This is a genomic window from Rhodococcus olei (genome assembly GCF_039540555.1).
Lineage (GTDB): Bacteria > Actinomycetota > Actinomycetes > Mycobacteriales > Mycobacteriaceae > Rhodococcus_G > Rhodococcus_G olei.
Window position 1 is genome coordinate 97231 of record NZ_BAABFB010000030.1, and the last position, 26546, is coordinate 123776.

Annotated in this window: 20 protein-coding genes and 1 pseudogene; 7 read left to right on the forward strand and 14 right to left on the reverse strand. The window is 71.0% G+C overall.

Annotation, left to right across the window (positions count from 1 at the left end; genetic code table 11):
• Positions 1-139: 139 nt before the first annotated feature.
• Positions 140-1330 carry an NAD(P)-dependent malic enzyme gene (locus ABD951_RS09985; protein WP_345344211.1) on the forward strand — a complete coding sequence of 397 codons (1191 nt, stop codon included), beginning with the start codon at positions 140-142 and terminating at the stop codon, positions 1328-1330.
• 81 nt (positions 1331-1411) lie between these two features.
• Positions 1412-1546, forward strand: coding sequence for a hypothetical protein (locus ABD951_RS09990; RefSeq protein ID WP_345344213.1), 135 nt, complete (start codon positions 1412-1414; stop codon positions 1544-1546).
• Here ABD951_RS09990 and ABD951_RS09995 read toward each other — a convergent pair.
• From ABD951_RS09995 to ABD951_RS10010, 4 genes are read right to left on the reverse strand one after another with little or no spacing between them, the layout of a single operon-like run.
• A complete protein-coding gene (locus tag ABD951_RS09995; RefSeq protein ID WP_345344215.1) occupies positions 1533-2222 on the reverse strand; it encodes an ABC transporter permease in 690 nt (229 codons plus the stop codon). The genes ABD951_RS09990 and ABD951_RS09995 overlap by 14 nt on opposite strands.
• Entirely contained in the window at positions 2219-2905 is a 687-nt protein-coding gene (locus ABD951_RS10000) for an ABC transporter permease (protein WP_345344217.1), read from the reverse strand. Before ABD951_RS10000 ends, ABD951_RS09995 begins: the two co-directional genes overlap by 4 nt.
• Entirely contained in the window at positions 2905-3999 is a 1095-nt protein-coding gene (locus ABD951_RS10005) for an ABC transporter ATP-binding protein (RefSeq protein WP_345344220.1), read from the reverse strand. The genes ABD951_RS10000 and ABD951_RS10005 overlap by 1 nt, the downstream gene beginning before the upstream one ends.
• A 6-nt stretch (positions 4000-4005) precedes the next feature.
• Positions 4006-4944 (reverse strand): ABC transporter substrate-binding protein, encoded by a 939-nt coding sequence (locus tag ABD951_RS10010; protein WP_345344222.1) that lies wholly within the window; start codon positions 4942-4944, stop codon positions 4006-4008.
• Positions 4945-5057: 113 nt separating this feature from the next.
• Between ABD951_RS10010 and ABD951_RS10015 the strand changes: the two genes are divergently transcribed.
• Complete coding sequence (locus ABD951_RS10015) at positions 5058-5678, forward strand: glycine betaine ABC transporter substrate-binding protein (RefSeq protein ID WP_345344224.1); 621 nt, start codon at positions 5058-5060, stop codon at positions 5676-5678.
• 3 nt (positions 5679-5681) lie between these two features.
• Here ABD951_RS10015 and ABD951_RS10020 read toward each other — a convergent pair whose 3' ends face one another.
• The 3 genes from ABD951_RS10020 to ABD951_RS10030 are packed head-to-tail and all read right to left on the reverse strand — an operon-like array spanning position 5682 to position 9008.
• A complete protein-coding gene (locus tag ABD951_RS10020) occupies positions 5682-6590 on the reverse strand; it encodes an alpha/beta hydrolase (protein WP_345344226.1) in 909 nt (302 codons plus the stop codon).
• Between the two features lie 4 nt (positions 6591-6594).
• Complete coding sequence (locus tag ABD951_RS10025; protein WP_345344228.1) at positions 6595-7431, reverse strand: SDR family NAD(P)-dependent oxidoreductase; 837 nt, start codon at positions 7429-7431, stop codon at positions 6595-6597.
• Positions 7428-9008, reverse strand: coding sequence for a flavin-containing monooxygenase (locus ABD951_RS10030; protein WP_345344230.1), 1581 nt, complete (start codon positions 9006-9008; stop codon positions 7428-7430). The genes ABD951_RS10025 and ABD951_RS10030 overlap by 4 nt, the downstream gene beginning before the upstream one ends.
• 72 nt (positions 9009-9080) lie before the next feature.
• Here ABD951_RS10030 and ABD951_RS10035 point away from each other — a divergent pair, with 72 nt between their 5' ends.
• Positions 9081-9689 carry a TetR/AcrR family transcriptional regulator gene (locus ABD951_RS10035; RefSeq protein WP_345344232.1) on the forward strand — a complete coding sequence of 203 codons (609 nt, stop codon included), beginning with the start codon at positions 9081-9083 and terminating at the stop codon, positions 9687-9689.
• A 28-nt stretch (positions 9690-9717) separates the two neighbouring features.
• Here the strand turns inward: ABD951_RS10035 and ABD951_RS10040 are convergent, their stop codons facing one another.
• The 7 genes and pseudogenes from ABD951_RS10040 to ABD951_RS10070 form a co-directional block, all read right to left on the reverse strand.
• On the reverse strand, positions 9718-11124 hold the full coding sequence (locus ABD951_RS10040; RefSeq protein WP_345344234.1) for a selenium-binding protein SBP56-related protein: 1407 nt from the start codon (positions 11122-11124) through the stop codon (positions 9718-9720).
• A gap of 77 nt (positions 11125-11201) precedes the next feature.
• Positions 11202-11902, reverse strand: a pseudogene (locus ABD951_RS10045) (AAA family ATPase).
• A 50-nt stretch (positions 11903-11952) separates the two neighbouring features.
• Positions 11953-15726 carry a multifunctional oxoglutarate decarboxylase/oxoglutarate dehydrogenase thiamine pyrophosphate-binding subunit/dihydrolipoyllysine-residue succinyltransferase subunit gene (locus ABD951_RS10050; protein ID WP_345344236.1) on the reverse strand — a complete coding sequence of 1258 codons (3774 nt, stop codon included), beginning with the start codon at positions 15724-15726 and terminating at the stop codon, positions 11953-11955.
• Positions 15727-15858: 132 nt separating this feature from the next.
• Positions 15859-19656 (reverse strand): ABC transporter ATP-binding protein, encoded by a 3798-nt coding sequence (locus ABD951_RS10055; RefSeq protein ID WP_345344238.1) that lies wholly within the window; start codon positions 19654-19656, stop codon positions 15859-15861.
• Between the two features lie 83 nt (positions 19657-19739).
• Complete coding sequence (locus ABD951_RS10060; protein WP_345344240.1) at positions 19740-20501, reverse strand: ABC transporter permease; 762 nt, start codon at positions 20499-20501, stop codon at positions 19740-19742.
• A complete protein-coding gene (locus ABD951_RS10065) occupies positions 20498-21478 on the reverse strand; it encodes an ABC transporter ATP-binding protein (protein WP_345344242.1) in 981 nt (326 codons plus the stop codon). Before ABD951_RS10065 ends, ABD951_RS10060 begins: the two co-directional genes overlap by 4 nt.
• 36 nt (positions 21479-21514) lie before the next feature.
• Complete coding sequence (locus ABD951_RS10070) at positions 21515-22372, reverse strand: LLM class F420-dependent oxidoreductase (protein ID WP_345344244.1); 858 nt, start codon at positions 22370-22372, stop codon at positions 21515-21517.
• A 92-nt stretch (positions 22373-22464) separates the two neighbouring features.
• Here ABD951_RS10070 and ABD951_RS10075 point away from each other — a divergent pair, with 92 nt between their 5' ends.
• From ABD951_RS10075 to ABD951_RS10085, 3 genes are all read left to right on the forward strand, one after another.
• Positions 22465-23586, forward strand: a complete 1122-nt coding sequence (locus tag ABD951_RS10075; protein ID WP_345344246.1) for a YbfB/YjiJ family MFS transporter — start codon at positions 22465-22467, stop codon at positions 23584-23586.
• 127 nt (positions 23587-23713) lie between these two features.
• The gene (locus ABD951_RS10080) at positions 23714-24700 is read left to right on the forward strand and encodes an AurF N-oxygenase family protein (RefSeq protein WP_345344248.1); all 987 of its coding nucleotides are present in this window, start codon (positions 23714-23716) and stop codon (positions 24698-24700) included.
• A 66-nt stretch (positions 24701-24766) separates the two neighbouring features.
• Positions 24767-26539, forward strand: a complete 1773-nt coding sequence (locus ABD951_RS10085) for an FAD-dependent oxidoreductase (protein WP_345344250.1) — start codon at positions 24767-24769, stop codon at positions 26537-26539.
• The last annotated feature ends 7 nt before the right edge of the window (positions 26540-26546 follow it).

The following is a 26546-nucleotide window of genomic DNA, read 5'->3' on the forward strand; positions in this document are numbered from 1 at the left end:
TCGGGTTCCATCGTGCACCCTCGGAGCGCGCAAGAAGTCTCGTACGAAAACCTGCGGCTGCGTCGAAAAACATCCTTCGCCGCTGCTACTTACCAGTAACCCGCCCCCGAGTGGTGGCGGCATGAGTAGGAGTGTCATCGTGTCTCTCGTGTCTGAACCAACCACCCCGCCCAAGGTTGAGCTGACCGACGAGGAGATCTTCTCCGGCCACATCGGAGGCAAGCTCTCGGTCGAGACGACGGCCCCCCTCGATTCCCAGCGTGCGCTGTCCATCGCGTACACCCCCGGTGTCGCGCAGGTGAGCCGCGCGATCCACGCCGACGAGACCCTCGCCGACCGCTACACCTGGACCAGCCGCCTCGTCGTCGTCGTCAGCGACGGCTCCGCGGTGCTCGGTCTCGGCGACATCGGCGCCCGTGCGTCGCTGCCGGTGATGGAGGGCAAGTCCGCGCTGTTCAAGAACTTCGCCGGCCTGAACTCGATCCCGCTCGTTCTCGACACCAAGGATCCCGACGAGATCGTCGAGACGCTGATCCGGCTGCGCCCGAGCTTCGGCGCCGTGAACCTCGAGGACATCTCGGCGCCGCGGTGCTTCGAGATCGAGAAGCGGGTCATCGAGGCCCTCGACTGCCCGGTCATGCACGACGACCAGCACGGCACCGCGATCGTGGCGCTGGCCGCGCTCAAGGGTGCGGTCAAGGTCCAGAACCGGGACATCACGACGCTGCGCGTCGTCATCTCCGGTGCCGGCGCCGCCGGTGTCGCGTGCGCGAACATCCTGCTCGCCGCGGGCATCTCCGACATCACCGTGCTGGACTCGAAGGGCATCGTGTCGAGCGAGCGTGGTGACCTGAACGAGATCAAGGTGGACCTGGCGTCGCGCACCAACCCGGCCGGCCGCACCGGTGGCCTCGTCGAGGCGCTCGACGGTGCGGACGTGTTCCTCGGTGTCTCGGCAGGCACGGTGCCGGAGGAGATCATCGCGACGATGGCGGACAACGCGATCATCTTCGCGATGTCGAACCCGGATCCGGAGATCCACCCCGACATCGCGCGCAAGCACGCCGCGATCGTGGCCACGGGACGCAGCGACTTCCCGAACCAGATCAACAACGTGCTCGCGTTCCCGGGTGTGTTCAAGGGTGCGCTGGACGCCGGTGCCCGGCGCATCACCGAGGGCATGAAGCTGGCCGCCGCCGACGCGATCCTGTCCGTCGTCGCCGACGAGCTCGCTGCCGACAAGATCGTTCCGAGCCCGCTCGATCCGCGGGTGGCCCCGGCGGTCGCCGAGGCCGTCGCGAAGGCCGCCAAGGCCGAGGGCGTCGCCTGACCCGGTAACCATGCTCGTCAGCGGGGCCCCGTCGCACGCAGCGGCGGGGCCCCGCTGCATGCTGTCGGGTGGATCGCCCGCGTGGCCCGTCGCTCTCGGCCCGTGCTGCCGCCGGGCAGCGCGGTTCACGTGATGGCCGGCGCGGGCCACTTCCTCCGGCTCGAACGGCCACCGGAGGTGGGCATGCGCGTCCGGGAGTTCCTCACGGCGCGGTGACCACGACCGGGCGGCGCAGGCGGCCGGTGCCGGGCACCGACGCCCACACCGCCAGCGCGAACAGGCCGTCGACGGCCAGCGCCAGGACCGCGACGAGGATCGCGCCGACCACGACGCGCGGGTAGTCGCCGAGTGCCAGGCCGTCGAAGATGTACCGGCCCAGCCCGCCGAGGTTCACGTAGGCGGCGATGGTGGCGGTGGCGATGATCTGCAGTGCGCCGCCGCGGATTCCGCCGAGGATCAGCGGCAGCGCGTTCGGGATCTCGACGCGGGTGAGAACCTGGGTCTCGGTCATGCCCATCGACCGGGCGGCGTCGACGACGACCGGGTCGACGGACGCGACCCCCGCATAGGTGCCGGCGAGGACGGACGGCACACCGAGGAGCACCAGGGCCAGCATCGGCGGGATCAGGCCCAGCCCGAGCAGCAGCACCAGGAAGGTCAGCACGCCCAACGTCGGCAGCGACCGGAGCGCGTTGACCAGACCCACCAGCAGCACCTCGCCGCGGCGGGCGTGGCCGATCGCCAGTCCGAGCGGGACCGCGACCACGGCCGACAGGACGAGCGCGAGGAGGCTGTACCCGAGGTGCTCGACGATCCGGGCGGTGATGCCGGTCGGCCCCGACCAGTTCGCGGGGTCACCGATGTAGGCGAAGGCCGAACCGAAGATGTTCACGCCGGCCCCTCACCCGCCCGCAGCGCCGCGGCCGGCTCGTCGCGCGCCCGGCCCGTCCGTGTCCACGGCGTCAGCACTCGTCCCGCCAGGTACAGCAGCGCGTCGCACAACAGCGCCAACGCGACGATCGCGATGATGCCGGCCAGGATCTGGTCCGGGTAGTCACGCTGGTAGCCGCGGGTGAACAGGACGCCGAGCCCGCCGACGCCGATCAGCGATCCGACGGACACCAGCGAGATGTTCGTGACCGCCACGACCCGGACGTTCGCGATCAACACCGGAAGGGCGAGCGGCAGTTCGACGGTCAACGCCCGGCGCGCCGGGGCGTAGCCGACCGCGGTGGCCGCGTCGACCACCGCGGCAGGCACCGAGTCCAGGGCCTCCGGCACCGCACGCACCAGCAGTGCGGTCGAGTAGATGCTCAGCGCGATCACCACGTTGAGCGGGTCGAGGATCGACAGGCCGAGCAGCGGCGGCAGCGTCACGAACAGGGCCAGCGACGGGATCGTGAACGCCAGCGACGCCACGGTCAGCGTGGTGCGCCGCAGCCACGGAACCCGGCGGATCACGGCGCCGAGCGGGACCGCGACGATCAGGCCGACGAGCAGCGGAACCAGCGCGAGGTACAGATGCGTCGCGGCCAGATCGCGGACATACGCGAAATTGTCGACGAGCCAGCGCATCAGAGCGGTCGCCCGCCGTCGGTCCCGCCGCGCATCTCGGTGCGACGCTGCTCGGCCAGCGCGGCGATCACCTGCGTCGCGTCGATGCCGCCGACCACCCGGCCGGAATCGTCCACGGCCACACCTGTTCCCGACGGCGAGGAGATCGCGGAGTCCAGCGCCTGGCGGAGGTCGCCGCCGACGGGGAACACGGAACCTCCGGGGTGCATGCCGTCCGCGCCGATCCAGCCGACCGGTGCGCCGGTGTCGCCGACGACGAGCACCCACTCGCCCGAGCCGACGTGCAGGCCCGGCACCTGCGCCCGCGTCACAGTCCGGATCTCGGACAGCGGAACCTCGTCCGCGGTGCGGAACGACAGGCCGCGGTACCCGCGATCGCGACCGACGAACGCGGCCACGAAATCGGTTGCGGGGGAGGCGAGCACGGTGCGCGGGTCCGCGTGCTGTTGCAGCCGGCCGTGTGGACCGAACACCGCCACCCGGTCACCGAGCGTGACGGCCTCGTCGATGTCGTGGGTGACGAACACGATCGTCTTGCGCAGGTCCGCCTGCAGACGGCGCATCTCGGCCTGCAGGTCCGCCCGCACCACCGGGTCGACCGCGCTGAACGGTTCGTCCATCAGCAGAATCGGCGGGTCCGCCGCGAGCGCACGGGCGACGCCGACCCGCTGCTGCTGGCCACCGGACAGCTGCGCGGGGTAGCGCCCGGCCAGCGCGAGGTCGAGGCCGACCCGCTCGAGCACCTCGAGGGCCGCGCGGCGGGCGGTGCGGCGCGACTCGCCGCGCAGGACCGGCACGGTCGCGACGTTGTCGACGACGGTGCGGTGCGGCAGCAGGCCGGCTCCCTGGATGACGTAGCCGATCCCGCGCCGCAGCTCGACGGCGTCGGTGTCCGCGACCGCCCGGCCGTTCACGGTGACGGTGCCGGACGTGGGCGCCACCATCGCGTTGATCATCCGCATCGAGGTGGTCTTGCCGCACCCGGACGGGCCGACGAACACGGTCAGGCTGTGGGCCTCGACGGTGAGGTCGAGGTCGTCGACCGCGACCGTTCCGCCGGGGTAGCGCTTGGTGACCGACTCGAACGTGATCACGGCGGCCTACGACACCGGCCGGTCGAGTCCCTGCGCCTGCACCCACCGTGCCGCGGCGTCGGCGGGTTCGGTCTTGGCGTCGCCGGACACCGCGTCGTTCAGGGCGATCAGCTGGTCGGTGGTCAGCTTCGCGGACACGGCGTCGAGGACCGCGGAGAGCTTGTCCGACTTCTTCTGTGCCCGCAGCAGGGGCACCACGTTCTGGGCCGGGAAGTTGTTCTTCGGGTCCGCGAGGACCACGAAGTCGTTCGCGCCGATCGCCGGCGAGGTGGTGAAGATGTTTGCGGCCGTGACCTTTCCGTCGGCCAGCGCGCGCACCGTCGCCGGGCCGCCGCCGTCGGCGATCGGCACGAAGTTGCCGGGCGCGATGTCGAGGCCGTAGTTCTCGCGCAGTCCGGGCAGCCCGGCCGGGCGTTCCTGGAACTCGGCGGGGGCGGCGAACGTGACCTCCGGTGAGTGCGGCGCGAGGTCCCCGATCCCGGTGAGCTGCCAGCGGTCCGCGGTTCCGCGGGTGACGACGACGGCGTCCTTGTCCTCGCCCGGAGCCGGGGTGGTGATCGCCAGGTCCGGTCCGACGGCCGCGGTGAGCGCCGCGTTCACGTCGGGGGCGCTGGTCGCGGTCGCGTTCTTGTCGAGGAACTGCAGCAGATTGCCCGTGTAGTCCGGGATCACGTCGATCGATCCGTCGCGGAGCGCCGGAACGTACGTCTCGCGGCTCCCGATCCCGAGCTTTGTGCTCACGGCGAAACCGTTGGCCCGCAGCGCCTCGGCGTAGACGTTCGCGACCGTCTCGGACTCGGGGAAGTTCGCCGAGCCGACGATCACCGCGTTCGGGTCGGTGCTGCCACCGCCGGTGGCGAGGGGGTCGGAGTTCCCGCACGCGGTGACCGTGGTGAGGACGAGCGCGGCCCCGAGCGCGAGGCGGGAGCGGAACGAGATCGTCATGGTGTCCTTCCGTCGGATCCTTCCGTCAGCGCCCGGCCGCTCGTGCCGACGCCGGCGCTCAGTGTAACGATGGATGCCGTGATCGCACGGTGAGCAGAGGAGCGTGGCGCGCGATGAATCTCCGGGTGGCCAGGGTCGTGGCGGCGGCCGCGACGGCGGCGGCGGCCGTCGCCGGGTGCGCGCCGAGCAGCACACTGACCGCGGATCCGGCGCCGGCCGCGGTCACCGTCGGCGCGGGAGCGTCGCCGGACAGCCGGGTGCTCGCCGAGATCTACGCCGGGGTGCTGCGCGGCGCCGGATCCCCGGTGCGGACCGAGCCCGGACTGGCCGGGGGAGAGGACCTGACCGCGCTCGACGCCGGCACCGTGACACTGGTCCCCGAGTACACCGGAGAGCTGCTGCTCCGGCTGCAGCCGGGTGCGTCCGCGATCACCTCGGACGAGGTCTACGAGGAACTGAACAGATCTCTCCCGCAAGGACTCTCGGTGTCGGACCCGGGCAGCGCGCAGGCGCCGAACGCCGGCGACGCGGGTGAGGAGGGCGGCACCCGCCCGGCGCTCGACGTGGTGCCCGTGATGCGGACGGGTGTGCTGACCGAGCCGCAGATCAAGGCGCTGAGCGTCGTCGCGGGGGAATTGACGTCGGCGGAGCTCGCCGCGATGACGGACTCCGTCGACCGCGGCGAGCGCACCCCCGAGCAGGCGGCCGCGGACTGGCTCGCCGCGCGTCAGTAGCGGCTACGCCACCCGCCGGGTGCGTGCCAGGGCGTCGCGCAGGAAGCCGCCGAGTTCGCGCACCGCGTCGTCGGCGTCGCGGACGAGCGAGGCCTGCAGGTGCGCGACGTGCCACAGGGTCGGGTACTCGGTGAACGTGACCGTGACGCCGGCGCCGCGGAGCCGGCCGACCAGCTCGACGACCTGCGGGTGGAGCACCTCGCCGGTACCGACGTGCACGATCGTCGGCGGCAGCCCCGACAGGTCGCCGAGCAGGGGAGCGAAGCCGGGATCGGTGCGGTCGCCGCCACCGAGGTACGCGGCGGCGGCACGGTACGACCACCCGGTGTTCACGACCAGGTCCCGCGGGAACGGGGCGTCGCGGGCCCCCGGGTCCACCCACGGCGCGATCAGCCCGAGCGCGGCCGGACGTACGCCGTGCCGGTCGATCAGCCGGCGGGCGGTCGCCAGTGCCAGGCCTCCGCCCGCCGAATCGCCCGCGACCGCAACCCGGTCCGGCGTGAACCCGTGCTCCGTGACGATCTGCAGGAACGCGGCGACCGCGTCCTCGAACGCCGCCGGGTAGGGATGCTCCGGAGCCAGCCGGTAGTCGAGCACGTACACCGCGGCACCGGTCTCGCGGGCCAGGTGCGCGGCGACGGACCGGTGGGTGGTCGGGGAGCCGAGCGTGTACCCGCCGCCGTGCAGGTACAGCACCGCCGTGCGCCGTTCGGTGGCGCCGACGGTGACCCGCTCGGCCGGGCGGCCCGCCAGAGTGGTCCGCCGCACGACGGTGTCCCGCGGCAGCCGCTGGACCACGGCCCCGGCGTCGAGGATTCTGCGGGCCACCGGCGCCGGGAGCGACCGGTGCAGTGCCAGGCGGTAGAACAGGCCCAGATTGGCGGCCACCAGCGGCCGTGGCAGGTACGGCATCGGACTACGCCGTCTTCGACTTCGGCAGCACGCGCCCGGCGACCTCCGCGACGATCCGCTGGTAGCTCGAACCGACCAGCCGCACCCAGGCGTCGAGGAGCTTGGCGTCCGCGCCGATCAACACCCGCGCCTTGCCCCTGCGGACCCCGTTCACGATCGTCGCGGCCGCGTCCTCCGGAGTCGTACGGGCCAGCTTCCGGTCGAAGAACTCGGCGAACGTGGCCAGGTCCTCGCCGGGGCCGGCGGTGGCGTTGCGTGCGATGGCGGTCTTGATGCCGCCCGGGTGCACGCACGTCACCTTGACCGGGTGCTTCGCGATGAGCATCTCCTGGCGCAGCGACTCGGTGAATCCGCGGACCGCGAACTTCGCCGAGTTGTAGGCGGACTGCCCGGGCATCGACAGCAGACCGAACAGGCTGGACACGTTGACCACGTGACCGTCGCCGGATGCGATCAGGTGCGGCAGGAAGGCCTTGGTGCCGTTGACGACTCCCCAGAAGTCGACGTCCATGATGCGTTCGATGTCCTTGAAATCGGACTTGACGAACTCGCCGTGGTAGGCGATGCCGGCGTTGTTGTAGACCTGGTTGACCCCACCGAAGTAGGCGACGACCGCGTCGGCGTACTCGAGCACCGCCTCGCGCTGGGTGACGTCGAGGTGATCGGACCTGACCTCGGCGCCCAGGGCCTTCGCCTGCCGGGCGGTCTCGGCGAGTCCGACCGAGTCCTGGTCGGACAGTGCCAGTTTCGCGCCCCGGCGAGCCAGGTTCAGCGCGAGTGCGCGACCGATGCCGGAACCGGCGCCGGTGATGACGACGACCTTGCCTGCGAACTCGCTCACTGAACCGTCACCTTCTCGTCGTCGCTGTCGGGGGAGGTCGCCGGGGTGCCGATGGTGGCCGCCGGCAGGTCTGCGACGTTCACGCTGTCGTAGGCCTCGAGGTCGAATGTGCGCGTGATGCCCCGGAACTCGAACGTGAAGCCGGGCCACAGCGTGGTGTTGTTGCCGTGCTTGTCGAGGTACCAGCTGGCGCAACCGCCGTTGTTCCAGACGCTGTGCGACAGCTTCTCCTGCAGGTCGCGGTTGTAGGCGTCCTGCACGTCCTTGCGGACCTCGATGGTGCCGATGTCGTTGCGCTCGACGACGTCGAGCGCGTCGACGACGTAGTTGAGCTGCGATTCGATCATGTACACCATCGACGTGTGGCCGAGGCCGGTGTTCGGGCCGACGAGGAAGAACATGTTGGGGAAGTTCGCGATCGCGGACCCCTTGTAGCCCTGCTGACCGCTCCTCTCGAAAACCTCTGCGGCGCTGCGGCCGTCCTTGCCGAAGATGCCGGCGAAGGTCGGGGAGTCGGTGACGTGGAAGCCGGTGGCGACCACGATCGCGTCGACCTCGCGGGTCCGGCCGGTCCGGTCGACGATCCCGGTCGCGGTGACCTCGGCGACGCCGTCGGTGACCAGGTCGACGTTGGACTGCGCGAGTGCCGGGTAGTAGTTGTTCGAGATCAGCATCCGCTTGCAGCCGATCTGGAAGTTCGGGGTGACCTTCCTGCGCAGCACCGGGTCCTTGATCTGGCGGCGCAGGTGAATCTGTGCGGTCAGCTGAAGCGGCTTCATGAAGACCGGCGCCTTGGCCAGCCCGACGACCTGCGTCTCACGCATCAGGTAGATCCCGAGCCGGGACAGCTTCTGGAAGCCGGGAAGGTGCTTGAACGCGAACCGCTCGGCGGCGGTGTACTCGCGGTCGGCGCGGGGCAGGATCCACGGTGCGGTGCGCTGGTACACGTCGAGCTGCTCGGCCTTGGCGGCGAGCTGAGGGACGATCTGGATCGCGGACGCGCCGGTGCCGATCACCGCCACACGCTTGCCGGTCAGGTCGTAGTCGTGGTTCCACTGCGCGGAGTGGAAGATCTCGCCTTCGAACCCCTCGATGCCCTTGATGTCCGGCAGGGACGGCTCGCACAGCGCGCCGATCGCGGAGACGACGAACTTGGCGACGAACGAGCCCTGCGAGGTCTCGACCATCCAGCGGGCCCGGTCGGCGTCCCAGCGCGCGGACTGCACGTCGCAGTTGAAGACGTGCTTGTCGAGGACGTTGTACTTGCGGGAGACCGACTCGATGTACCGCTGGATCTCCGGCTGCCGCGAGAAGGACCGCGTCCAGTCGGGGTTCAGTGCGAACGAGTACGAGTACAGGTGCGACGGGACGTCGCAGGCGGCACCGGGGTAGGTGTTGTCGCGCCACGTGCCGCCGACGTCCGATCCCCGTTCGAGCACGACGAAGTTCTTCTTGCCCGCCTGGGACAGCTTGATGGCGGCACCGAGACCTGCGAAGCCGCTGCCGATGATCAGAGTGTCGATCTCGCGCGGAGCAGTCCCCGCCTTCGCGGCGGTACCTGTAACTGGGAGACTCATGTACCGAAGGATATGGGCCTATTGAGCCGCAGTCAACAGTCTGTTGATCACCGTTCAGTAAGATGGTGAGTCATGGAGGTGGTCAAGCGCACCCGAATGAGCCCGGAGGACCGGCGTGCCCAGCTGCTCGAGCTCGGCGCCCGCATGCTCGCCGAGCGTCCCCTCGAACAGATCTCGGTCGAGGAGATCGCCGATCAGGCCGGTGTCTCCCGTGGCCTGCTGTTCCACTACTTCGCGTCGAAACACGACTTCCACCTGGCAATCGTCCGGCACGCAGGCGCCGACATGCTCGTGCACACCGAACCCGACCCGGCGCTCGAACCGATCGAGATGCTGCGGACCGCGGTCGCCGCGTACGTCGACTACGTCTCGGACAACCGCAACACCTACGTCTCGTTGCTGCGCGGCAGCGCCAGCGGGGACGAGGAGATGCGCGAGGAGTTCGAACGGACCCGCGCGGCGATGGCCGACCGGATCATCGCGTACCTGCCGCGCGTCGGCATCACTCCCGACGCCCGGGCCGCCCTCGCGGTCCGCGGCTGGATCGCGTTCGTCGAGGAGGCCACGATCAGCTGGCTCCGCGACGCCCGGATCACCCGCGAGGAGCTGATCGACCTGCACGTCGCGGCGCTGCCCGCCGTCACCCTCGGCGCGTCCGCGGCGGCCGCGCTACTGCAGTGACACCGGTCGGCCGGCGGTAACAGGCCGGCTAGCGGTAACAGTACGAATCGGACGAGGCGTCGCCACCCTGGAGCCGGACCTGGTGCGCCCGGAGGCCCCGGAAGTCCCCGTCGTGCGGGAAGAAGCGCTCGTCGACGGTCATCCCGCCGCGAGGATCTGTGTGCAGCAACGCCATCCAGGCGCCTACCCCGTCCGGGTAGAACTGGTCGTCCCACGCCCCGTACAGGGAGTTGGTGAGGTACACCCGGCGGCCGTCCCGGCTGATCTCGACCATCTGCGGGCCGCCGGTCAGCGGTCGGCCCGGTGCCGCCGGATGCGGGGTGCGGCCGACGATCCCGCCGAGCCGGACGGACCCGGTCTCCCGCGGGGCGGCGGGATCGCGCACGTCGAACTGCTTGAGCTCGCCGGTTCCCCAGCACGAGACGTAGAGGAACTCGTCGTCGACCGACAGGTCGATGTCGGTGACCAGCGGCGGCACGGCACCGAACGGCTTCAGCGCCGGCGGCAGCAGGTCCGGATCCGCCGGCTCGGCCGGAATGGTGATCACCCGGTCCACCGCCCAGGTGTCGTCGTCGCGGTGCCAGCGCCACACCGAAGCCGACAGGTCCTCGGTCGAGACGACCACGCCGACGAATCCCCAGGTGGCCTCCGGGTCGTGCGACGGGCGCAGTTCGAGCGGCATCTGGTGCTGCGCGCCGAGGTCCACCCGCTGCCGGTGCTCGCCCGTGGCGAGGTCCCAGAAGTGGATGGCGTGGCCGTAGCGGTTCTCCAGCAGCAGGTCGGGCACCAACCCGTCCTCGATCATCGACGGCGTGCCCCACTCGCTGCTGATCAGTGTGTTCCGGCCCAGATGCCACCAGGCGTCGTACGCGAAGTACTGCGGCCCCCGGTCGGTTTCCCACTGCCGGAGCACGTCGAACGTGTCGTGGTCGAGCAGCGCGATCCCGCCCGGTCCGTCCGCTCCGTCGGCGCCGCCGATGCAGGTCAGGAACACGCCGTCCGGCCCGCAGTGCAACGTGTGCGGTCGGGAGTAGCCGGCCCTGGCGGCGAGCTCTTCGGCGTCCACGACCCTGACCACGGTCGGCCGGCGGGGGTCGGGCTCGGTGTCGAGCACGTACAGGGCGGACGAACGCAGGCCCGGCACGATCAGGTACCGGCGGGCCAGCCCTGCCATGTCGTGACCCTCGTGCTTCAGCGCGCTGCTGCACGCGTTCCAGCCGAAGTGGTGCAGTTCGTTGCCGCGCCCGGGAACCTCGGTCCAGCCCACCACCCGGCCGAATGTGTCCGAGCCGGGATCCACGTCGATCACGCTCATCGCGTCGGGTTTGTCCGCCGCGCGGTCGAACGCGGCCACGTAGGCCAGTCGTTCCGGTGGGGCGGCGGCCGCGTCCGCTGCCGTCCGATAGAAGGTCGGGTCGGTGGTTGGCTGATTCATCTTCAGCCTCCTTAGTCGACGGGTAGACCCGCTTCTCAGACTAGGAGAACCGGCCGGGGTGCGGAACCGCACCGAGTTCAGAGATGGCGCAGGTAACGGTCCGGGGCGTCCAGGAAGGCGCGCCAGTCGCGGACCCGGTCCAGGTCCTCCCAGGCCGGGTGCTCGATGCCGTCCTCGGTGAGTTCCCAGATGTCGGCCCGGGGCAGGCGGCGAGGACGGGGGAGTGCGTCGCCACGATCACCTGGGACCCCTCGGCGACCAGGTCGCCGATCACCCCGAGCAGGGCCAGGCAGGACCGGAACGACAGTGCCGCCTCCGGTTCGTCGAGAATCCACAACCCCACCCCGACCGGGCGTTCGGCGACGTAGTGCAGGAACGACTGGCCGTGGGAGAGTTCGTCGAAGCCCTGATCGGCGCTGCGCACCCGGTCCGCGTCCGCCCGCGCGAACACCGCGTGCATGGTCTCGGCGCGGAGGAAGCACCCGCCGTGCGGGCGCGGCCGGGCGCCGACACAGGTCAGGTGCCACGGCAGGTCGGTGTCCTCGGCGCTGCCGCCCGCCGACCACATCCGGTCCTGCGCACCGGTGAACCCCGACTGCCACGCCCCGGCGACGGCCTCGACGAGCGTCGACTTGCCGACCCCGTTCTCGCCGACGATCACCGTCACCGGGTTCGTGAACTCCACGCCGCGACCGCACAGTTCGGCGATCGCGGGAACCTCCAGATACCAGGAAGCCGGGTCGAATCCATCCCGTGGGGTGAACTCGACCCGGCCCAGCGGTAACTGCACGGCTCGCCGTGGGTCGGTGTCGTCAGGCGGTCACGCGCTCAGCGGAACGCCTCGTCGATGATCTCCTGCTGCTCGACGGCGTGCACCTTGCTCGAACCCGACGACGGGGCCGACATGGCACGACGCGAGATCCGCTTGATGCCGGCCAGCTTCTCCGGCAGCTTCTCCGGCAGGGCGAGACCGAACAGCGGCCACGCGCCCTGGTTCGCCGGCTCCTCCTGGACCCAGCGGAACTCGGTGGCGTTCGGGTAGCGGTCCAGGGTCTCGCGCAGACGCCGGCTCGGCAGCGGGTACAGCTGCTCGATCCGCACGATCGCGATGTCGTCGCGGCTGTCCTTCTGCTTGCGCGCCAACAGTTCCCAGTACAGCTTGCCGCTGACCAGCAGCACGCGGGTGACCTTGGAGCGGTCGCCGCCCCCGGTCTCGTACGTCGGCTCCTCGAACACCGAGCGGAACTTGCCGGTGGTGAAGTCCTCGAGCTCGGACACCGCGGCCTTGTTGCGCAGCATCGACTTCGGGGTGAACACCACCAGCGGGCGGCGGATGCCGTCGAGGTGGTGGCGACGCAGCAGGTGGAAGTACGACGCCGGGGTGGACGGCACCGCGACGGTCATCGAGCCCTCGGCGCACAGCTGCAGGAACCGCTCGATGCGGCCCGAGGTGTGGTCCGGGCCCTGGCCCTCGTGGCCGTGCGGCAGCAGCAGCACGACGTCGGAGAGCTGACCCCACTTCGCCTCACCGGAGGAGATGAACTCGTCGATGATGGTCTGCGCGCCGTTGACGAAGTCGCCGAACTGCGCCTCCCACAGCACGAGCGCGTCGGGGTTGCCGACCGAGTAGCCGTACTCGAAGCCCAGGCCCGCGAACTCGGTCAGTGCCGAGTCGTAGACCATGTACTTGCCGCCGTTGTCCGCGTTCGCCGCGATCTGCGCGATCGGGTTGTACTCGTCGCCGTTCTTGCGGTCGATCAGCACCGAGTGGCGCTGGGTGAACGTGCCGCGGCGCGAGTCCTGACCGGCCAGGCGCACCAGGGCGCCCTGCTCGACCAGCGAGCCGAACGCGAGCAGCTCCGCGAACGCCCAGTCGATCTTGCCCTCGCGGGACATCTCGTGCCGCTTCTCGATGACCGGCTTGACGCGCGGGTGGACCGTGAAGCCCTCCGGCACGTTCAGGAACGCGTCACCGATGCGGGCGAGCGTCGCCGCGTCGACCGAGGTCTGCAGGCGCGCCGGCGGGGTCTGGTCCAGCTCGACCGACTCCGACGGTTCCGGCTTGAACTTCTCCAGCTCGCGGACCTCGTTGAACACCCGCTCCAGCTGACCCTGGTAGTCACGCAGGGCGTCTTCGGCTTCCTTGAGCGAGATGTCGCCGCGGCCGATCAGGGCCTCGGTGTAGCTCTTGCGGACGCTGCGCTTGGTGTCGATCAGGTCGTACATCGCCGGCTGCGTCATCGACGGGTCGTCGCCCTCGTTGTGGCCGCGGCGGCGGTAGCAGATCATGTCGATGACGACGTCCTTGTTGAACTTCTCGCGGAAGTCCACGGCCAGACGCGCCACCCAGGTGCACGCCTCCGGGTCGTCGCCGTTCACGTGGAACACCGGCGCGCCGATCATCTTCGCGACGTCCGTGCAGTACTCGGACGAGCGCGAGTGCTCCGGCGCGGTGGTGAAGCCGACCTGGTTGTTGACCACGATGTGCACGGTGCCGCCGGTGCGGTAGCCGCGCAGCAGCGCCAGGTTCAGGGTCTCCGCGACGACACCCTGACCGGCGAACGCGGCGTCGCCGTGCAGCATCAGCGGCAGGACGGTGAAGCCCTCCTGGCCCTTGTCGAGGATGTCCTGCTTGGCGCGGACCAGACCCTCGAGCACCGGGTCGACGGCCTCGAGGTGCGACGGGTTCGCGGTGAGCGAGACCTTGATGTCGTTGTCGCCGAACATCTGGATGTACTGACCCTCGGCGCCGAGGTGGTACTTCACGTCGCCGGAGCCGTGCGCGGCGGCCGGGTTCATGTTGCCCTCGAACTCGGTGAAGATCTTCGAGTAGGGCTTGCCGACGATGTTCGCGAGCACGTTCAGGCGACCGCGGTGCGGCATGCCGATGACGACCTCGTCGAGGCCGTGGTCGGCGGACTGGTCGATGACGGCGTCCATCATCGGGATGACGGACTCGGCGCCCTCGAGCGAGAACCGCTTCTGGCCGACGTACTTCGTCTGCAGGAACGTCTCGAACGCCTCGGCGGCGTTGAGCTTGCTCAGGATGTACTTCTGCTGCGCGACGGTCGGCTTGACGTGCTTCGCCTCGACCCGCTCCTGCAGCCACTTCATCTGCTCGGGGTCGAGCATGTGGGTGTACTCGACGCCGACGTGACGGCAGTACGCGTCGCGCAGGATCGAGAGCACGTCGCGCAGCTTCGCCCGGTCCTTGCCGTTGAAGCCGCCGACGTTGAACTCGCGGTCGAGGTCCCACAGGGTCAGGTCGTGGGTGGTGACGTCGAGGTCGGGGTGGCTGCGGAACTTGTCCTTGACGAACTGCAGCGGGTCGGTGTCGGCCATCAGGTGGCCGCGGTGCCGGTACGCGGCGATCAGCTCGAGCACGCGGGTGCTCTTGTCGACCGCGCCCTCCGGCACGTCCTGACGCCAGCGGACCGGCTCGTACGGGATGTGCAGCGAGTGGAAGATCTCGTCGTAGAACTCGTCGCTGATCAGCAGGTTGTGGATCGTCCGCAGGAAGTCGCCGGACTCGGCGCCCTGGATGATCCGGTGGTCGTAGGTCGACGTCAGGGTCATCAGCTTGCCGACGCCCATCTCGGCGATCTTCTCGGCGCTCGACCCCTGGAACTCGGCCGGGTACTCCATCGCGCCGGCGCCGATGATCGCGCCCTGGCCCTGCATCAGACGCGGCACCGAGTGCACGGTGCCGATGCCGCCCGGGTTGGTCAGGGAGATCGTCACGCCGGACATGTCCTCGGCGGTGAGCTTGCCGTCGCGGGCGCGGCGGACGATGTCCTCGTACGCCGAGTAGAACTGCACGAAGTTCATCGACTCCGTGCCCTTGATCGCGGCGACGACCAGCGACCGGTTGCCGTCCTTGCCGGGCAGGTCGATCGCCAGGCCAAGGTTGGTGCCGCCCGGGGTGACGACGTTCGGCTTGCCGTCGATCTCGGCGAAGTGCCGGTTCATGTTCGGGAAGGCGTTGACCGCCTGCACGATCGCGTAGCCGAGCAGGTGGGTGAAGGACACCTTGCCGCCGCGGGTGCGGGCGAGGTGGTTGTTGATGACGATCCGGTTGTCGAACATCAGCTTCGCAGGGATGGCGCGAACGCTGGTGGCGGTCGGGATCTCGAGGGAGGCGGACATGTTGCGAGCCACCGCGGCGGCGGCACCGCGAAGCACCTTGGACTCGGCCTCGCCGGTCGGGGTGGCCGCCGCCGGAGCAGCAGGCTTGGCGGCCGGGGCGACGGGCTTCGTCGGGGCGGGAGCAGCGGCGGCCGGGGCGCTCGGCGGGGCGGGTGCCGGGGTCGGCGCGGGCGGGGCCGGGGCCGGGGCGGCCGGAGCCGGCGCAGCTGCGGTGGGCGGGGGAGTCGCGACGGCGATGCCGTTGGTGGCGGCGCCGTTCTTGGTGGAGGTGGTCGTGGTGGCTGCGGGAACGGTCACGGGGATCTGCCCGTTCGCGCCCGGCGCATCCGGCTTGTAGTCGGTGAGGAACTCGTGCCAGCTCGCGTCCACGGATGAGGGGTCATCCTGGAAACGCTGGTACATCTCGTCAACAAGCCACTGGTTCTGTCCGAATTGTGACGTAGAACTGCTGCTCACGGCAGGTGTTCGCCTCGTTTCTCTCTTGGTCCCCGATCGGCGCTTGTACACCCGAGGCTAGTCCCCTCCGGTGACGGGCGCGCACCGGGCGCGTGTCGAGTGATCTGGGTCACTCGACGGTGATGAACGCCCTCAATCGAGGACAGCCACGGCCGCGCGATTATTCCCGACCTGGCTGCGGGTGGCGTCCCACAACCGCTCGTACGGACCGCCGGCACGCCGCAGCACCTCGTGCGGTCCGACCTCGACGATCCGGCCGCCGTCGATCACCACCACGAGGTCGGCGCGGGCGGCGGTCGCCAGGCGGTGCGCGACGACCACCGACGTGCGCCGCCGGGTCAGCATCCGGCCGGCCTCGAGCACGGTCCGCTCGGTCGCGGGGTCCAGGGTCGCGGTCGCCTCGTCCAGCAGCAGCAGGTCCGGGTCGACCAGTTCGGCGCGGGCGAGCGCGACGAGCTGGCGTTGGCCCGCCGACAACCCCTGGCCCCGCTCGCCGATCGGGGTGAGCATGCCCCCCGGCAGCGCCGCGATCATGTCGAGGGCGCCGACCGCCCGCGCCGCGGCGGTGATCTCGGAACGGCTGGCGTCCGGGCGGCCGTAGGCGATGTTCGAGGCGACGTCGCCCGAGAACAGGTGCGCCTCCTGCGGGACGACGCCGAGCCGTCCGCGGTACTCGTGCAGCGGGTAACCGCGCAGGTCGACGTCGTCGACGCGGACGGCCCCGGCGGTCGGGTCGTAGAAGCGGGCCAGCAGCTTGACGACGGTGGACTTGCCGGCGCCGGTCCGGCCGACGAGCGCGACCGTGGTGCCGGGGTCGATCCGCAGGCTCACGGACTGCAGGGCGTCGGTGTCAGCACGTCGATACCGGAACGTCACAGTGTCGAAATCGACGGAGCCCCGCAGGTGCCCCACGATCGGTGTCGTGCCGGCCTGCGTCGCGGTCTCGATCGAACTCGGGGTCCGCAGCAGGTCGCCGATCCGCCGGAGGCCGACCTGAGCCTGCTGGTACCCGTCGAAGACCTGCGACAACTGCTGGATCGGCCCGAACAGCAGACCGAGGTACAGCACGAACGCGACGAGCACACCGGACGTCGTGTCGCCGTCCGCGATGCGCATCGCGCCGACGTACACGACCGCGGCCAGCGCCAGGTCGGACAGCAGGGTGATCAGCGGAAAGTACACGGAGATCGCGGTCTGCGAACGCATCCGTGCGCGCCGGTACCCGTCCGCACGCTCGGCGAACCGCTGGGCCGCGAAGTCCTCCCGCCGATAGGCCTGCGCCGCCCGCAGGCCGGTCACGTTCTCCTGGAAGTCGGCGTTGACCACCGAGATCCGCTCCCGCGACACCGAGTACGCCGTCGACGACACCTTGCGGAAGACCAGCGTCGCGACCAGCAACGGGGGCACCGCGGCCAGCGCGACCAGGGCGAGCACCGCGTCGGTGAGCATCAGCGCCACCGAGATCCCGGCCACCGTCAGCACGCTGACCACCGCGGTCGACAGCCCGGTCTGCAGGAACGACGACAGTGCGTCCACGTCGGTGGTCATCCGGGTCATGATCCGGCCCGACAGCTCCCGCTCGTAGTAGTCGAGTCCGAGTCGTTGCAGGTGGGCGTAGCTGCGGACCCGCAGCCCGTACAGCACCTTCTCCCCGGCCCGCGCGGTGATCACCGTCATCACGGCGACGACGAGCCAGTCCACCGCGACCAGCGCGACCCCGGCCGCGGACGCCCACCACAGCGCCGGCGGGTGGTCGGGAGTGACACCGTGGTCGATCGCGAACCGGACGATCGACGGGAAGACGACGCCGGCCAGCGAATCCAGCGCCAGGCACAGCACGACCGCCGCGAGGATCCACCGGACCGGGTGCAGCAGCGTCGCCAACCGGAACCCGGGGTCGGGCCGCCGCAGCTGCGCGTCGTCGAGTCCGGGTGTCTCGGTGGCGGGCGGCAACGCGGCCACCTCCGCGCGCAGTGCCGGGGTGGCGGCGATGTCACCCATCGCGCCCGCCATCGGGCCGCCGCCGCGACCGCCGTGCCCGCCGCCGCCCGGCGCGGTCGCCGTGTGGGCCGGCACCGCGTCCGAGACCACCGCGCCGAACGCGGCATCCGGCACCGTGTCCGGCCACAGGACGCCCTCGCCGGGCACCGGGCGTTCAGCGGACGGCGGCGGCCCGTCGGGTTCGGTGTCGGGATCGGGGTCCGCGAGCAGGGTTCGGAACAGCGGGCACCGGGCGTCGAGTTCCTCGACGGTGCCGGTGTCGAGGACGCGGCCCTCGTCGAGCACCGCGACCCGGTCCGCCAGCGAGAGGGTCGACCGGCGGTGCGCGAGGATCAGCGTGGTGCGGTCCTTGCGCTGCCGCAGGGTGTCGAAGATCGAGGCCTCGGTGGCGGCGTCCACGGCCGAGGTGGCGTCGTCGAGGATCAGCAGCCGGGGATCGACGAGCAACGCCCGGGCGAGCGCGACGCGCTGGCGCTGCCCGCCGGAGAGCGTCAGTCCCCGTTCGCCGACGACGGTGTCGTATCCCTCGGAGAGGGCCTCGATGAACTCGTCGGCCTGCGCCATCGCCGCGGCGGCCCGGATCTCCTCGGCGCTCGCGTCCGGGCGACCGAGGGCGATGTTCGCCGACACGGTGTCCGAGAACAGGAACGGCTCGTCGAAGACCAGCCCGACCGCCTCGCGCAGTTCGTGGGCGCGCAGGGCTGCGACGTCGAGGTCGCGGCCGTCGACGGTGAGCGCCACGGTGCCCGCGCTCGGCGCGTAGAACCGGGGCAGCAGCAGCGACAGCGCGGTCTTGCCGGACCCCGCGCGGCCGACGACGGCGAGCGACTCGCCGGGCGCGATGTCGAGATCCAGTCCGGTCAGGACCGGCCGGTTCGGGTCGAATCCGAAGTGTGCGTCGCGGATCCGGACACCGAGCGGACCGTCCGGCAGGGGGGCCGGGTGCGGCGGATCGGCGACCTCGGGTTCGGTGTCGATCACCTCGTGGACCCGTTCGACCGCGGCACGCGAGAGCTGCGCCATGATCACCACCGACGACAGCAGCCGGGTCACGTTCGCCATCGTCGCGACATAGGTCGCGAACGCCAGGAAGGTGCCGACACTGATCGAACCGGCCAGCGCGAGCGCGCCGCCGAGCGCGATCACCCCGACCAGGCCGAGCTGCGGCAGCGCGGCCATCGTCGGGGCGAACCGGGCGTTGATCCGCGCCGCGCGCAGCCGCTCCGCGTACAGCGTCCGGCCGAGGTCCTCGAGCCGCGCCACCGCGCGAGCCTCCTGACCGAAGCCCTTGACGACACGGACCCCGGTCACGGTCTCCTCGACATGCTGGGCGAGGTCGGCGGCGCGTTGCTGCGCGGACCAGGTGGCCGCGAACAGGGTGGGCCGGATCTTCCACACCAGCAGCGACACCGCGGGCACGACGAGCAGCGCGACGACGGTGAGCAGTGGCGACAGCCACGCCATCACGACGATCGCGAGCAGGAACTGCAGCAGTGCGCCTGCCGACAGCGGCACCATCGCCAGCAGGCCCTGCACGAGCTGCAGGTCGGTGATCGACCGGGAGACCACCTGCCCGGTGCGGATCTGGTCCTGCCCGACACCGTCGAGGCGTTGCAGCGACCCGAGCAGACCCAGCCGCAGATCGTGCTGGACGTCGAGGGACAGCCTGCCGGCCAGCATCCGGCGCCCGAACTGGCAGCCGAAGCGGACCACACCGAGGGCGGCGATCGCCGCCGCGATCGCGCCGATCACCTCCGTGGTGCCCGCCGTGGCGTCGTCGATCGCGGTCCGGGTCAGCAGCGGGAAGGTGATGTCGATGACCGCGGCGATCGCCGTGACCACGAGCGCACCGACGGTCAGCGAGCGATGCCGCCAGCATTCGGCGGTCAGTCTCCTGATCCAGCCGGGGTGGGTCGCCGTGGTAGCCATCGAATCCCACGGTAGCCGCACCGCCCGACGGCGCCCGCCGGGGTGACCCCACCGCCCCGTCCGGCGTCGGCTCGCCGCCGGGGTCAGGTGACGTCTCGACGTCGGGTCGCCCACCAGCCGAGTCCGGCGGCGACCGCGGTCCAGGCGATCAGGGCGATCACCGCGGCCGGCCAGGGCGCGAAGCCGTCCACCTCGCCGGCGGCGGAGACCACCGTCGACCAGGTGACCGCCCCGGGCAGCCATGGCCCGATCGATCCCGCGCCGATGCCGGACAGGATCGCGATCGTGATCAGCTCGCCGACCGGATACCACGCGACCAGCGTGATCGCGGCGGCGGTCGGGGAGGCGAACAGCAGGCCGAGCCCGGCTCCGATCAGCGACCACGCGACAGTGGCCAGCACGCCGTTCGCGAGCATGCCGAGGATCGCGGGCGTCACCGAGAAGCGGTCACCGCCGAACACGACCATGCAGGCGACCGCGACCAGTTCGACCGCGACCGCGTAGCCGAGTCCGAACAGCGCGGTCACCGCGAGTTTCGCGGCGAGCACGGGGTCGCGTCCCCGGGTCGTCAGGAACGTCGGTGTCAGTGTCTGGTGCCGAAACTCGGTGCCCGCGTTGACGGCACCGAAGATGCCCGCGAACAGGACGGCCCACGCGATCGCGACGACCAGGCCGACCGACACCGCGCCGGTGGACAGTTCGGTGTCGAGTGGATCGAGTCCGTCCGCCAACGCCGCGTAGATCGACCCGGCGAACACCGCGACGACCAGTGGTGCGAGTGCGAGCGCCCACCAGAAGCGGAGCGTGAGCACCTTGCGCAGTTCGGCGGTGACCAGCGCGGTCATCGGGGACCTCCGGGGAACTGGGCGGGCGGGGGGATCGTCGGTGGGCCGTACTGCTGGGCCGTGTACTGCCCGGAGGTCATCGCCAGGAAGACCTGTTCGAGGTCGACGTGTTCGGTGTCGCACCCGAAGATGCGGACGCCCGCCGACTCGGCGATGCCCGTGACCGTCGGTTCGGGGACACCGCGGACCGCGAGCCGGCCGTCGGGCATCACCTGGGCGTCCGTGAACCCGTTGGCGCCGAGCGCGAGGGCGAGGGTCGCGGGGTCCGACGCGGCGACGAACACGCGGGCGCTGTGCCGGGCCCGCAGGTCGTCGATCGTGCCCTGGTGGACGAGGGTGCCCCGGTTGACGATCACCAGCCGGTCCGCGGTCTGCTCGAGTTCGCGGAGGATGTGGCTCGACACCAGCACGGTGCGGCCGGACCGGGCGAACGCGAGCAGGAACTCGCGCAGCCAGGCGATGCCCTCGGGGTCGAGGCCGTTCGCGGGTTCGTCCAGCACCAGGATCTGCGGGTCGCCGAGCAGTGCGGTCGCGAGGGCGAGCCGCTGCCGCATGCCCAGCGAGTAGGTGCCCGCCTTCTGCCGGGCGGCGGGTGTGAGTCCGACCGTCGCCAGCACTTCGTGTGCGCGGCTGTCGGGGACGCCGATCGCCGCACAGTAGACGAGCAGGTGCCCGAGCGCGGTGCGCTTGGGGTGCACGCTGAGCGAGTCGAGGACCGCGCCGACCGTCCGCGCCGGATGCGGAAGCTCGGCGAACGGGATCCCGGCGACGGTGGCGTGGCCGCCGGTCGGGACGACGAGCCCCAGGAGCATCCGCAGCGTGGTGGTCTTGCCGGACCCGTTCGGCCCGACGAACCCCGTCACGGACCCGACAGGCACCTCGAAGCTGAGACCGGACACGGCCTCGACCGCGCCGAACCGCTTCGTCAGACCGACCGCCTCGATGGCCGGTCGCAGGGGCGTGCTGCCAGCAGTCATGCGTGCACCCTAGCGAGCGCGGCGCCCCCGCGGCGGCTACCCGCGCAGGCGCAGTGCCGCCGCGAGCGCGGTCAGCGCGGGCAGGGCGTCCCGCTCCGGCGGCAGGGCCTGCACGGCGACGTGGTCGGCGCCCGCATCGAGGTGTTCGCGGAGCCGGTCGGCGACGACGCCGGCGTCGCCGTGGGCGACCAGCGCGTCGATGACCGCATCGCTGCCGCCGTCGGCGAGGTCGGCATCGGTGAAGCCGAGCCGGCGCAGGTTGCTCAGGTAGTTGCGCAGCCCGAGATAGGGATTGGCCACCGACGGGCGGGCGAGCGTGCGGGCCGCGTCGGGGGCGGTGTCGAGCACGAACTTCTGTTCCGGTGCGAGCAGCGCGTCGGGGCCGAGGATCTCGCGGGCCTCGCGGGTGTGCTGCGGCGTGGTCAGGTACGGGTGTGCCCCCGCGGACCGCTCGGCGGCCAGCCGCAGCATCTTCGGGCCCAGTGCGGCGAGAACGCGCCGCGACGCGGGGACGCCCGCCTCGTCGAGAACGTCGAGGTACTCGACCACCGCCTGATACGGCTTGCGGTACACGTCCTTCGACGCCTCCGGGTGGCCGACGCCGATCCCGAGGAGGAACCTGCCGGGATGCCTGGCTTCCAGACGGTGGAAGGATTCGGCGACCTCGGCGGCGGGCGCGGTCCAGATGTTCGTGATGCCGGTGGCGACGACGAGCGTGGTGGACGCGTCGAGCACCTCTTCGGCGATCTTCAGGTCCGCGGGCGGGGACCCGCCCAGCCAGAAGGTTCCGTAGCCGAGGCTGTCGAGCTCGTGCACGAATTCGGGGGTCAGGCCGTAGGCGTGCCGCCATACGCCGAACCGTCCCAGGTCGGGAGTCTGTGTGGTGATGGTCACGGTCGAGTCAACAGTCGTCGCCCTGAACGAATTCCGGGGGCGGAGGACTCCGTAGCGTGAGCCGCACGCTCGAAACAGGTGGCCGTCCCGTCGTGGCGAGAGCGTTCCTGGCGTTGGCCGTGGCGATGGGGCTGGGCCGGTTCGCGTACACCCCGATCCTGCCGCTGATGCTGGGCCAGACCGGGCTGCGGCCGGCATCGGCGGCGACCCTCGCGACCGCGAACTACCTGGGGTACCTGGCCGGTGCGGTCGCCGCGATCGCGGTGCCCGGGATCGCACGGAGCGTCCTGGCGTTGCGGATGTCCCTCGTGGCGCAGGTCGCGACGATCGCGGCGATGGCCGCGACCGAGTCGGTGGCGGCGTGGGCCGGGCTGCGATTCGTCGCCGGTGTCGCGAGTGCGGGGGTGTTCGTGTTCACCACGCGCGTCGCCCACGAGCAGGTCCGGGCCGACGGTGACGGGGTCGGCTGGGTGTTCGGCGGCGTCGGCGGCGGAATCGTGTTGTCGGCCGTGTCGGTGCTGGCGTTGGGGGAGGACGCGGACTGGCGGGTGGCGTGGCTGGTGGCCGCCGCGCTGGCCGCGGTGCTGGGGGTCACGGCCTGGACGCTGCCCGGCGGCGGGCACTCGGGTGCGGGTGAGGCGTCGCCGCGGACCGTGCCCGGAGCGCGGCCGCGCCGGGGGTTCGGCTGGCTGACGGTGGCCTACTTCTGTGAGGGACTCGGCTACATCGTGTCCGCGACGTTCCTGGTCGCCGCCGTCGCCGCCGCCGGGTCGGCGCCCTGGTTGGGCGCGGCCGTGTGGATCGCCGTCGGAGCCGCGGTGGTGCCGTCGTGCGTGATGTGGAGTCGGTTGTCCCGCAGGCACTCACCGGCGTCGATGATGACGCTGGCCCTGGTGATCCAGGCGGTCGCGGTCGCGGTCGCGGTGTCGGCGGCGACGGGAGCCGCGGCGGCCCAACTGATCGGCGCACTGTGCTTCGGCGGGACGATGATCGGCATCGTGATGCTGGCGCTCGGGGAGGGAGCCCGGCTGGCGGGGCCGCGCGCCGCCGCGATGCTGACCTCCGTCTACGGGTTGGGGCAGGTGCTCGGTCCGGTGGTGGTGGCCCCGCTGCTGGGACGCGGGTACGGCGCCGCACTGGCCGTCGCCGCCGCGGTTCTCGCGGCCGGTGCGCTGTGCATGGTGCCGGTTCTGCGCGCGGAGACAACGGCGTAACCGCTGGTCGGAGCGCTGTTCGCGCAAGTCCTGGATTTGCGTGAAACCAGCGGTTACAGTTAACGCCGGTAGCGGGACACCGACCGCGCCCGCCCAGCGCTCGCGACACGACACACCGGGAGATGCGATGACCCTGTCGACGACACCTGACGACCTCGGCCAGGACGGCTACGACGACATCCTGCGTCAGCTGTCGGAGGCGTCGGTGCACAAGCACTTCGACCCGTACGTCGACATCGACTGGGACTCCCCGGAGTTCGCGGTCGTCGCGAACGACGAGCGCTGGATCCTGCATCCGGACGACGACCCGCTCGGCGCGCATCCCTGGTACCAGGCGCTGCCGCGCGAGAAGAAGATCGAGATCGGGATGTGGCGGCAGGCGAACGTCGCCAAGGTCGGCCTGCAGTTCGAGAACATCCTGATCCGCGGGATGATGCAGTACGTCTTCTACCTGCCCAACGGCTCGGCCGAGTACCGGTACTGCACCCACGAGTGCATCGAAGAGGGCAACCACACCCTGATGTTCCAGGAGATGGTGAACCGGATCGGTGCCGATGCGCCCGGCATGGGTCCGATCATGCGCCGGCTCGCCGCGTTCATCCCGCTGGCCGCCGGCCCGCTGTCGGAACTGTTCTTCGTCGGCGTGCTCGCCGGCGAGGAGCCGATCGACCACATCCAGAAGGCGTTCCTGCGCGGCAACGACAACATGCACCCGATCATGAAGAGCGTCATGGCGATTCACGTCGCCGAGGAGGCGCGCCACATCTCCTTCGCGCACCAGTACCTGCGGCGCCGGGTGCCGATGATGTCCCGGCTCGGCCGGTTCGGGCTCTCGGTCGCGACACCGATCACGATGCGGATCCTGTGCGACGCGATCGTCGTTCCGCCCAAGTCGTTCTGGCGACGGTTCGACATCCCGAAGTCGGTGCGCAAGGAACTGTTCTGGGACGCGCCCGAGTCGCGCCGGATGCTGCGCAACTACTTCGGTGACGTCCGGATGCTCGCCCAGGACGCCGGCCTGATGAACCGGGTCTCCGCGAAGGTGTGGAAGGCCTGCAAGATCGACGGCGACGCCTCGCGATTCCGCAGCGAACCCGTCCGCCGCGCCGCCTGAGCGCGGGACCGGACCCCTCCCCGGGGCGGCGCCGGCCGTCCCGACCCAGTACGAAAGCGCCCAGCCATGCCCCACGTCGTCACCCAGTCCTGTTGCAGCGACGCCTCGTGCGTCTACGCCTGCCCGGTCAACTGCATCCACCCGACCCCGGGCGAGCCGGACTTCCTCACCGCGGAGATGCTGCACATCGACCCGGCCGCGTGCGTCGACTGCGGCGCGTGCGTCTCGGCGTGCCCGGTCGACGCGATCGTGCCGCAGAAGAAGCTGACCGAGCCGCAGGTGCAGTACCTGCAGATCAACGCGGACTACTACAAGGAGCCGCGGGAGGGGCGGGCGAAGATCGGTGGGACCGCCACCCGGCCCGCGCTGGCGAAGTTCAGCGCCGCTCCGGAGGTTCGCCGCGACCGGGGACCGCTGCGGGTGGCGATCGTGGGATCCGGCCCCGCCGCGATGTACGCGGCCGACGAGCTGCTCACCCAGCCCGGGGTGACGGTGAACGTGTTCGACCGGCTGCCGGTGCCGTACGGGTTGGTCCGCGCCGGCGTCGCGCCCGACCACCAGAAGACCAAGCAGGTCTCGCGGTTGTACGACACCATCTCGGGGCAGCCGGGCTTCGAGTACTTCCTGAACGTGGAGATCGGCGAGCACCTGACGCACGACGAGCTGCTCGCCCACCATCACGCGGTGATCTACGCGGTCGGGGCGTCGACGGACCGGGCGCTCGGCATCCCGGGCGAGGACCTGCCGGGCGCCGACTCGGCGACGAACTTCGTCGCCTGGTACAACGGGCACCCGGATCACGCCGGCGACCGGTTCGACCTCTCGCACGAGCGGGCCGTCGTCATCGGCAACGGCAACGTCGCGTTCGACGTGGCCCGCATCCTGACCACCGACCCCGAGCTGCTGGCCCGCACCGACATCGCGCCGTACGCGTTGGAGGGGCTGCGGCGCAGCCGGATCGAGGAGGTCGTGGTCGTCGCACGGCGCGGGGTCGCGCAGTCGGCGTTCACGGTTCCCGAGTTCGCGGGCCTGATCGACCACCCCGGTGTCGACGTCGTCGTGCGTCCGGACGAGGTGTGCCTGGACGTGGCGTCGGAAGCGCTCGCCGCCCGCGGCGATCTCGACCACGCGACCGTGCAGAAGCTGCGCCTGCTGGCCCGGCTGCCGGAGCCGGTGCCCGGCAATCGGCGCGTCGGGCTGCGGTACCTGCTCACCCCCACCGAGATTCTCGGCGGCGATCGGGTCACCGGAGTCAGGTTCGACCGCAACGCGTTCGCCGTCGGTGACGGCGGAACGGTGCGCGTCGAGCCGACCGGTGACGTCGAGACCCTCGAGGCCGGGCTGGTGCTCACGTCGATCGGCTATCGCGGGGTGCCGATCGCGGGGGTGCCGTTCGACGACGCCCGGGGTGTCATGCCCAACGACCACGGTCGCGTGCTCGGCGCGCCGGGTGGGACACCGATGCCCGGGATCTACGCGACCGGGTGGATCAAGCGCGGGCCCAGCGGGTTCATCGGCACCAACAAGTCCTGTGCGCAGGACACCGTCCGGTGCCTCGTCGACGACTTCAACGCAGGCCGGCTGTCCGCGCCCGGCGCGGGCGACGCCGACCTGCACCGGCTGGTGCGTCGCCGACGTCCCGAGGTGATCGACCGGGCGGGCTGGCGTGCGATCGACCGGGCGGAGGTCCGTCGCGGCGCCGCTCGCGGCGGCGTGCGCGAGAAGATCACCGACGAGGCCGAACTCGTCGCCATCGCGCGGGCCGCGGCCCGGGACTCGGTCCCCGAGACCGGGATGCGCGGTGCGCTCCGGCGCCGCGGAATCCTCGTGTCGTCCTGACCGATGC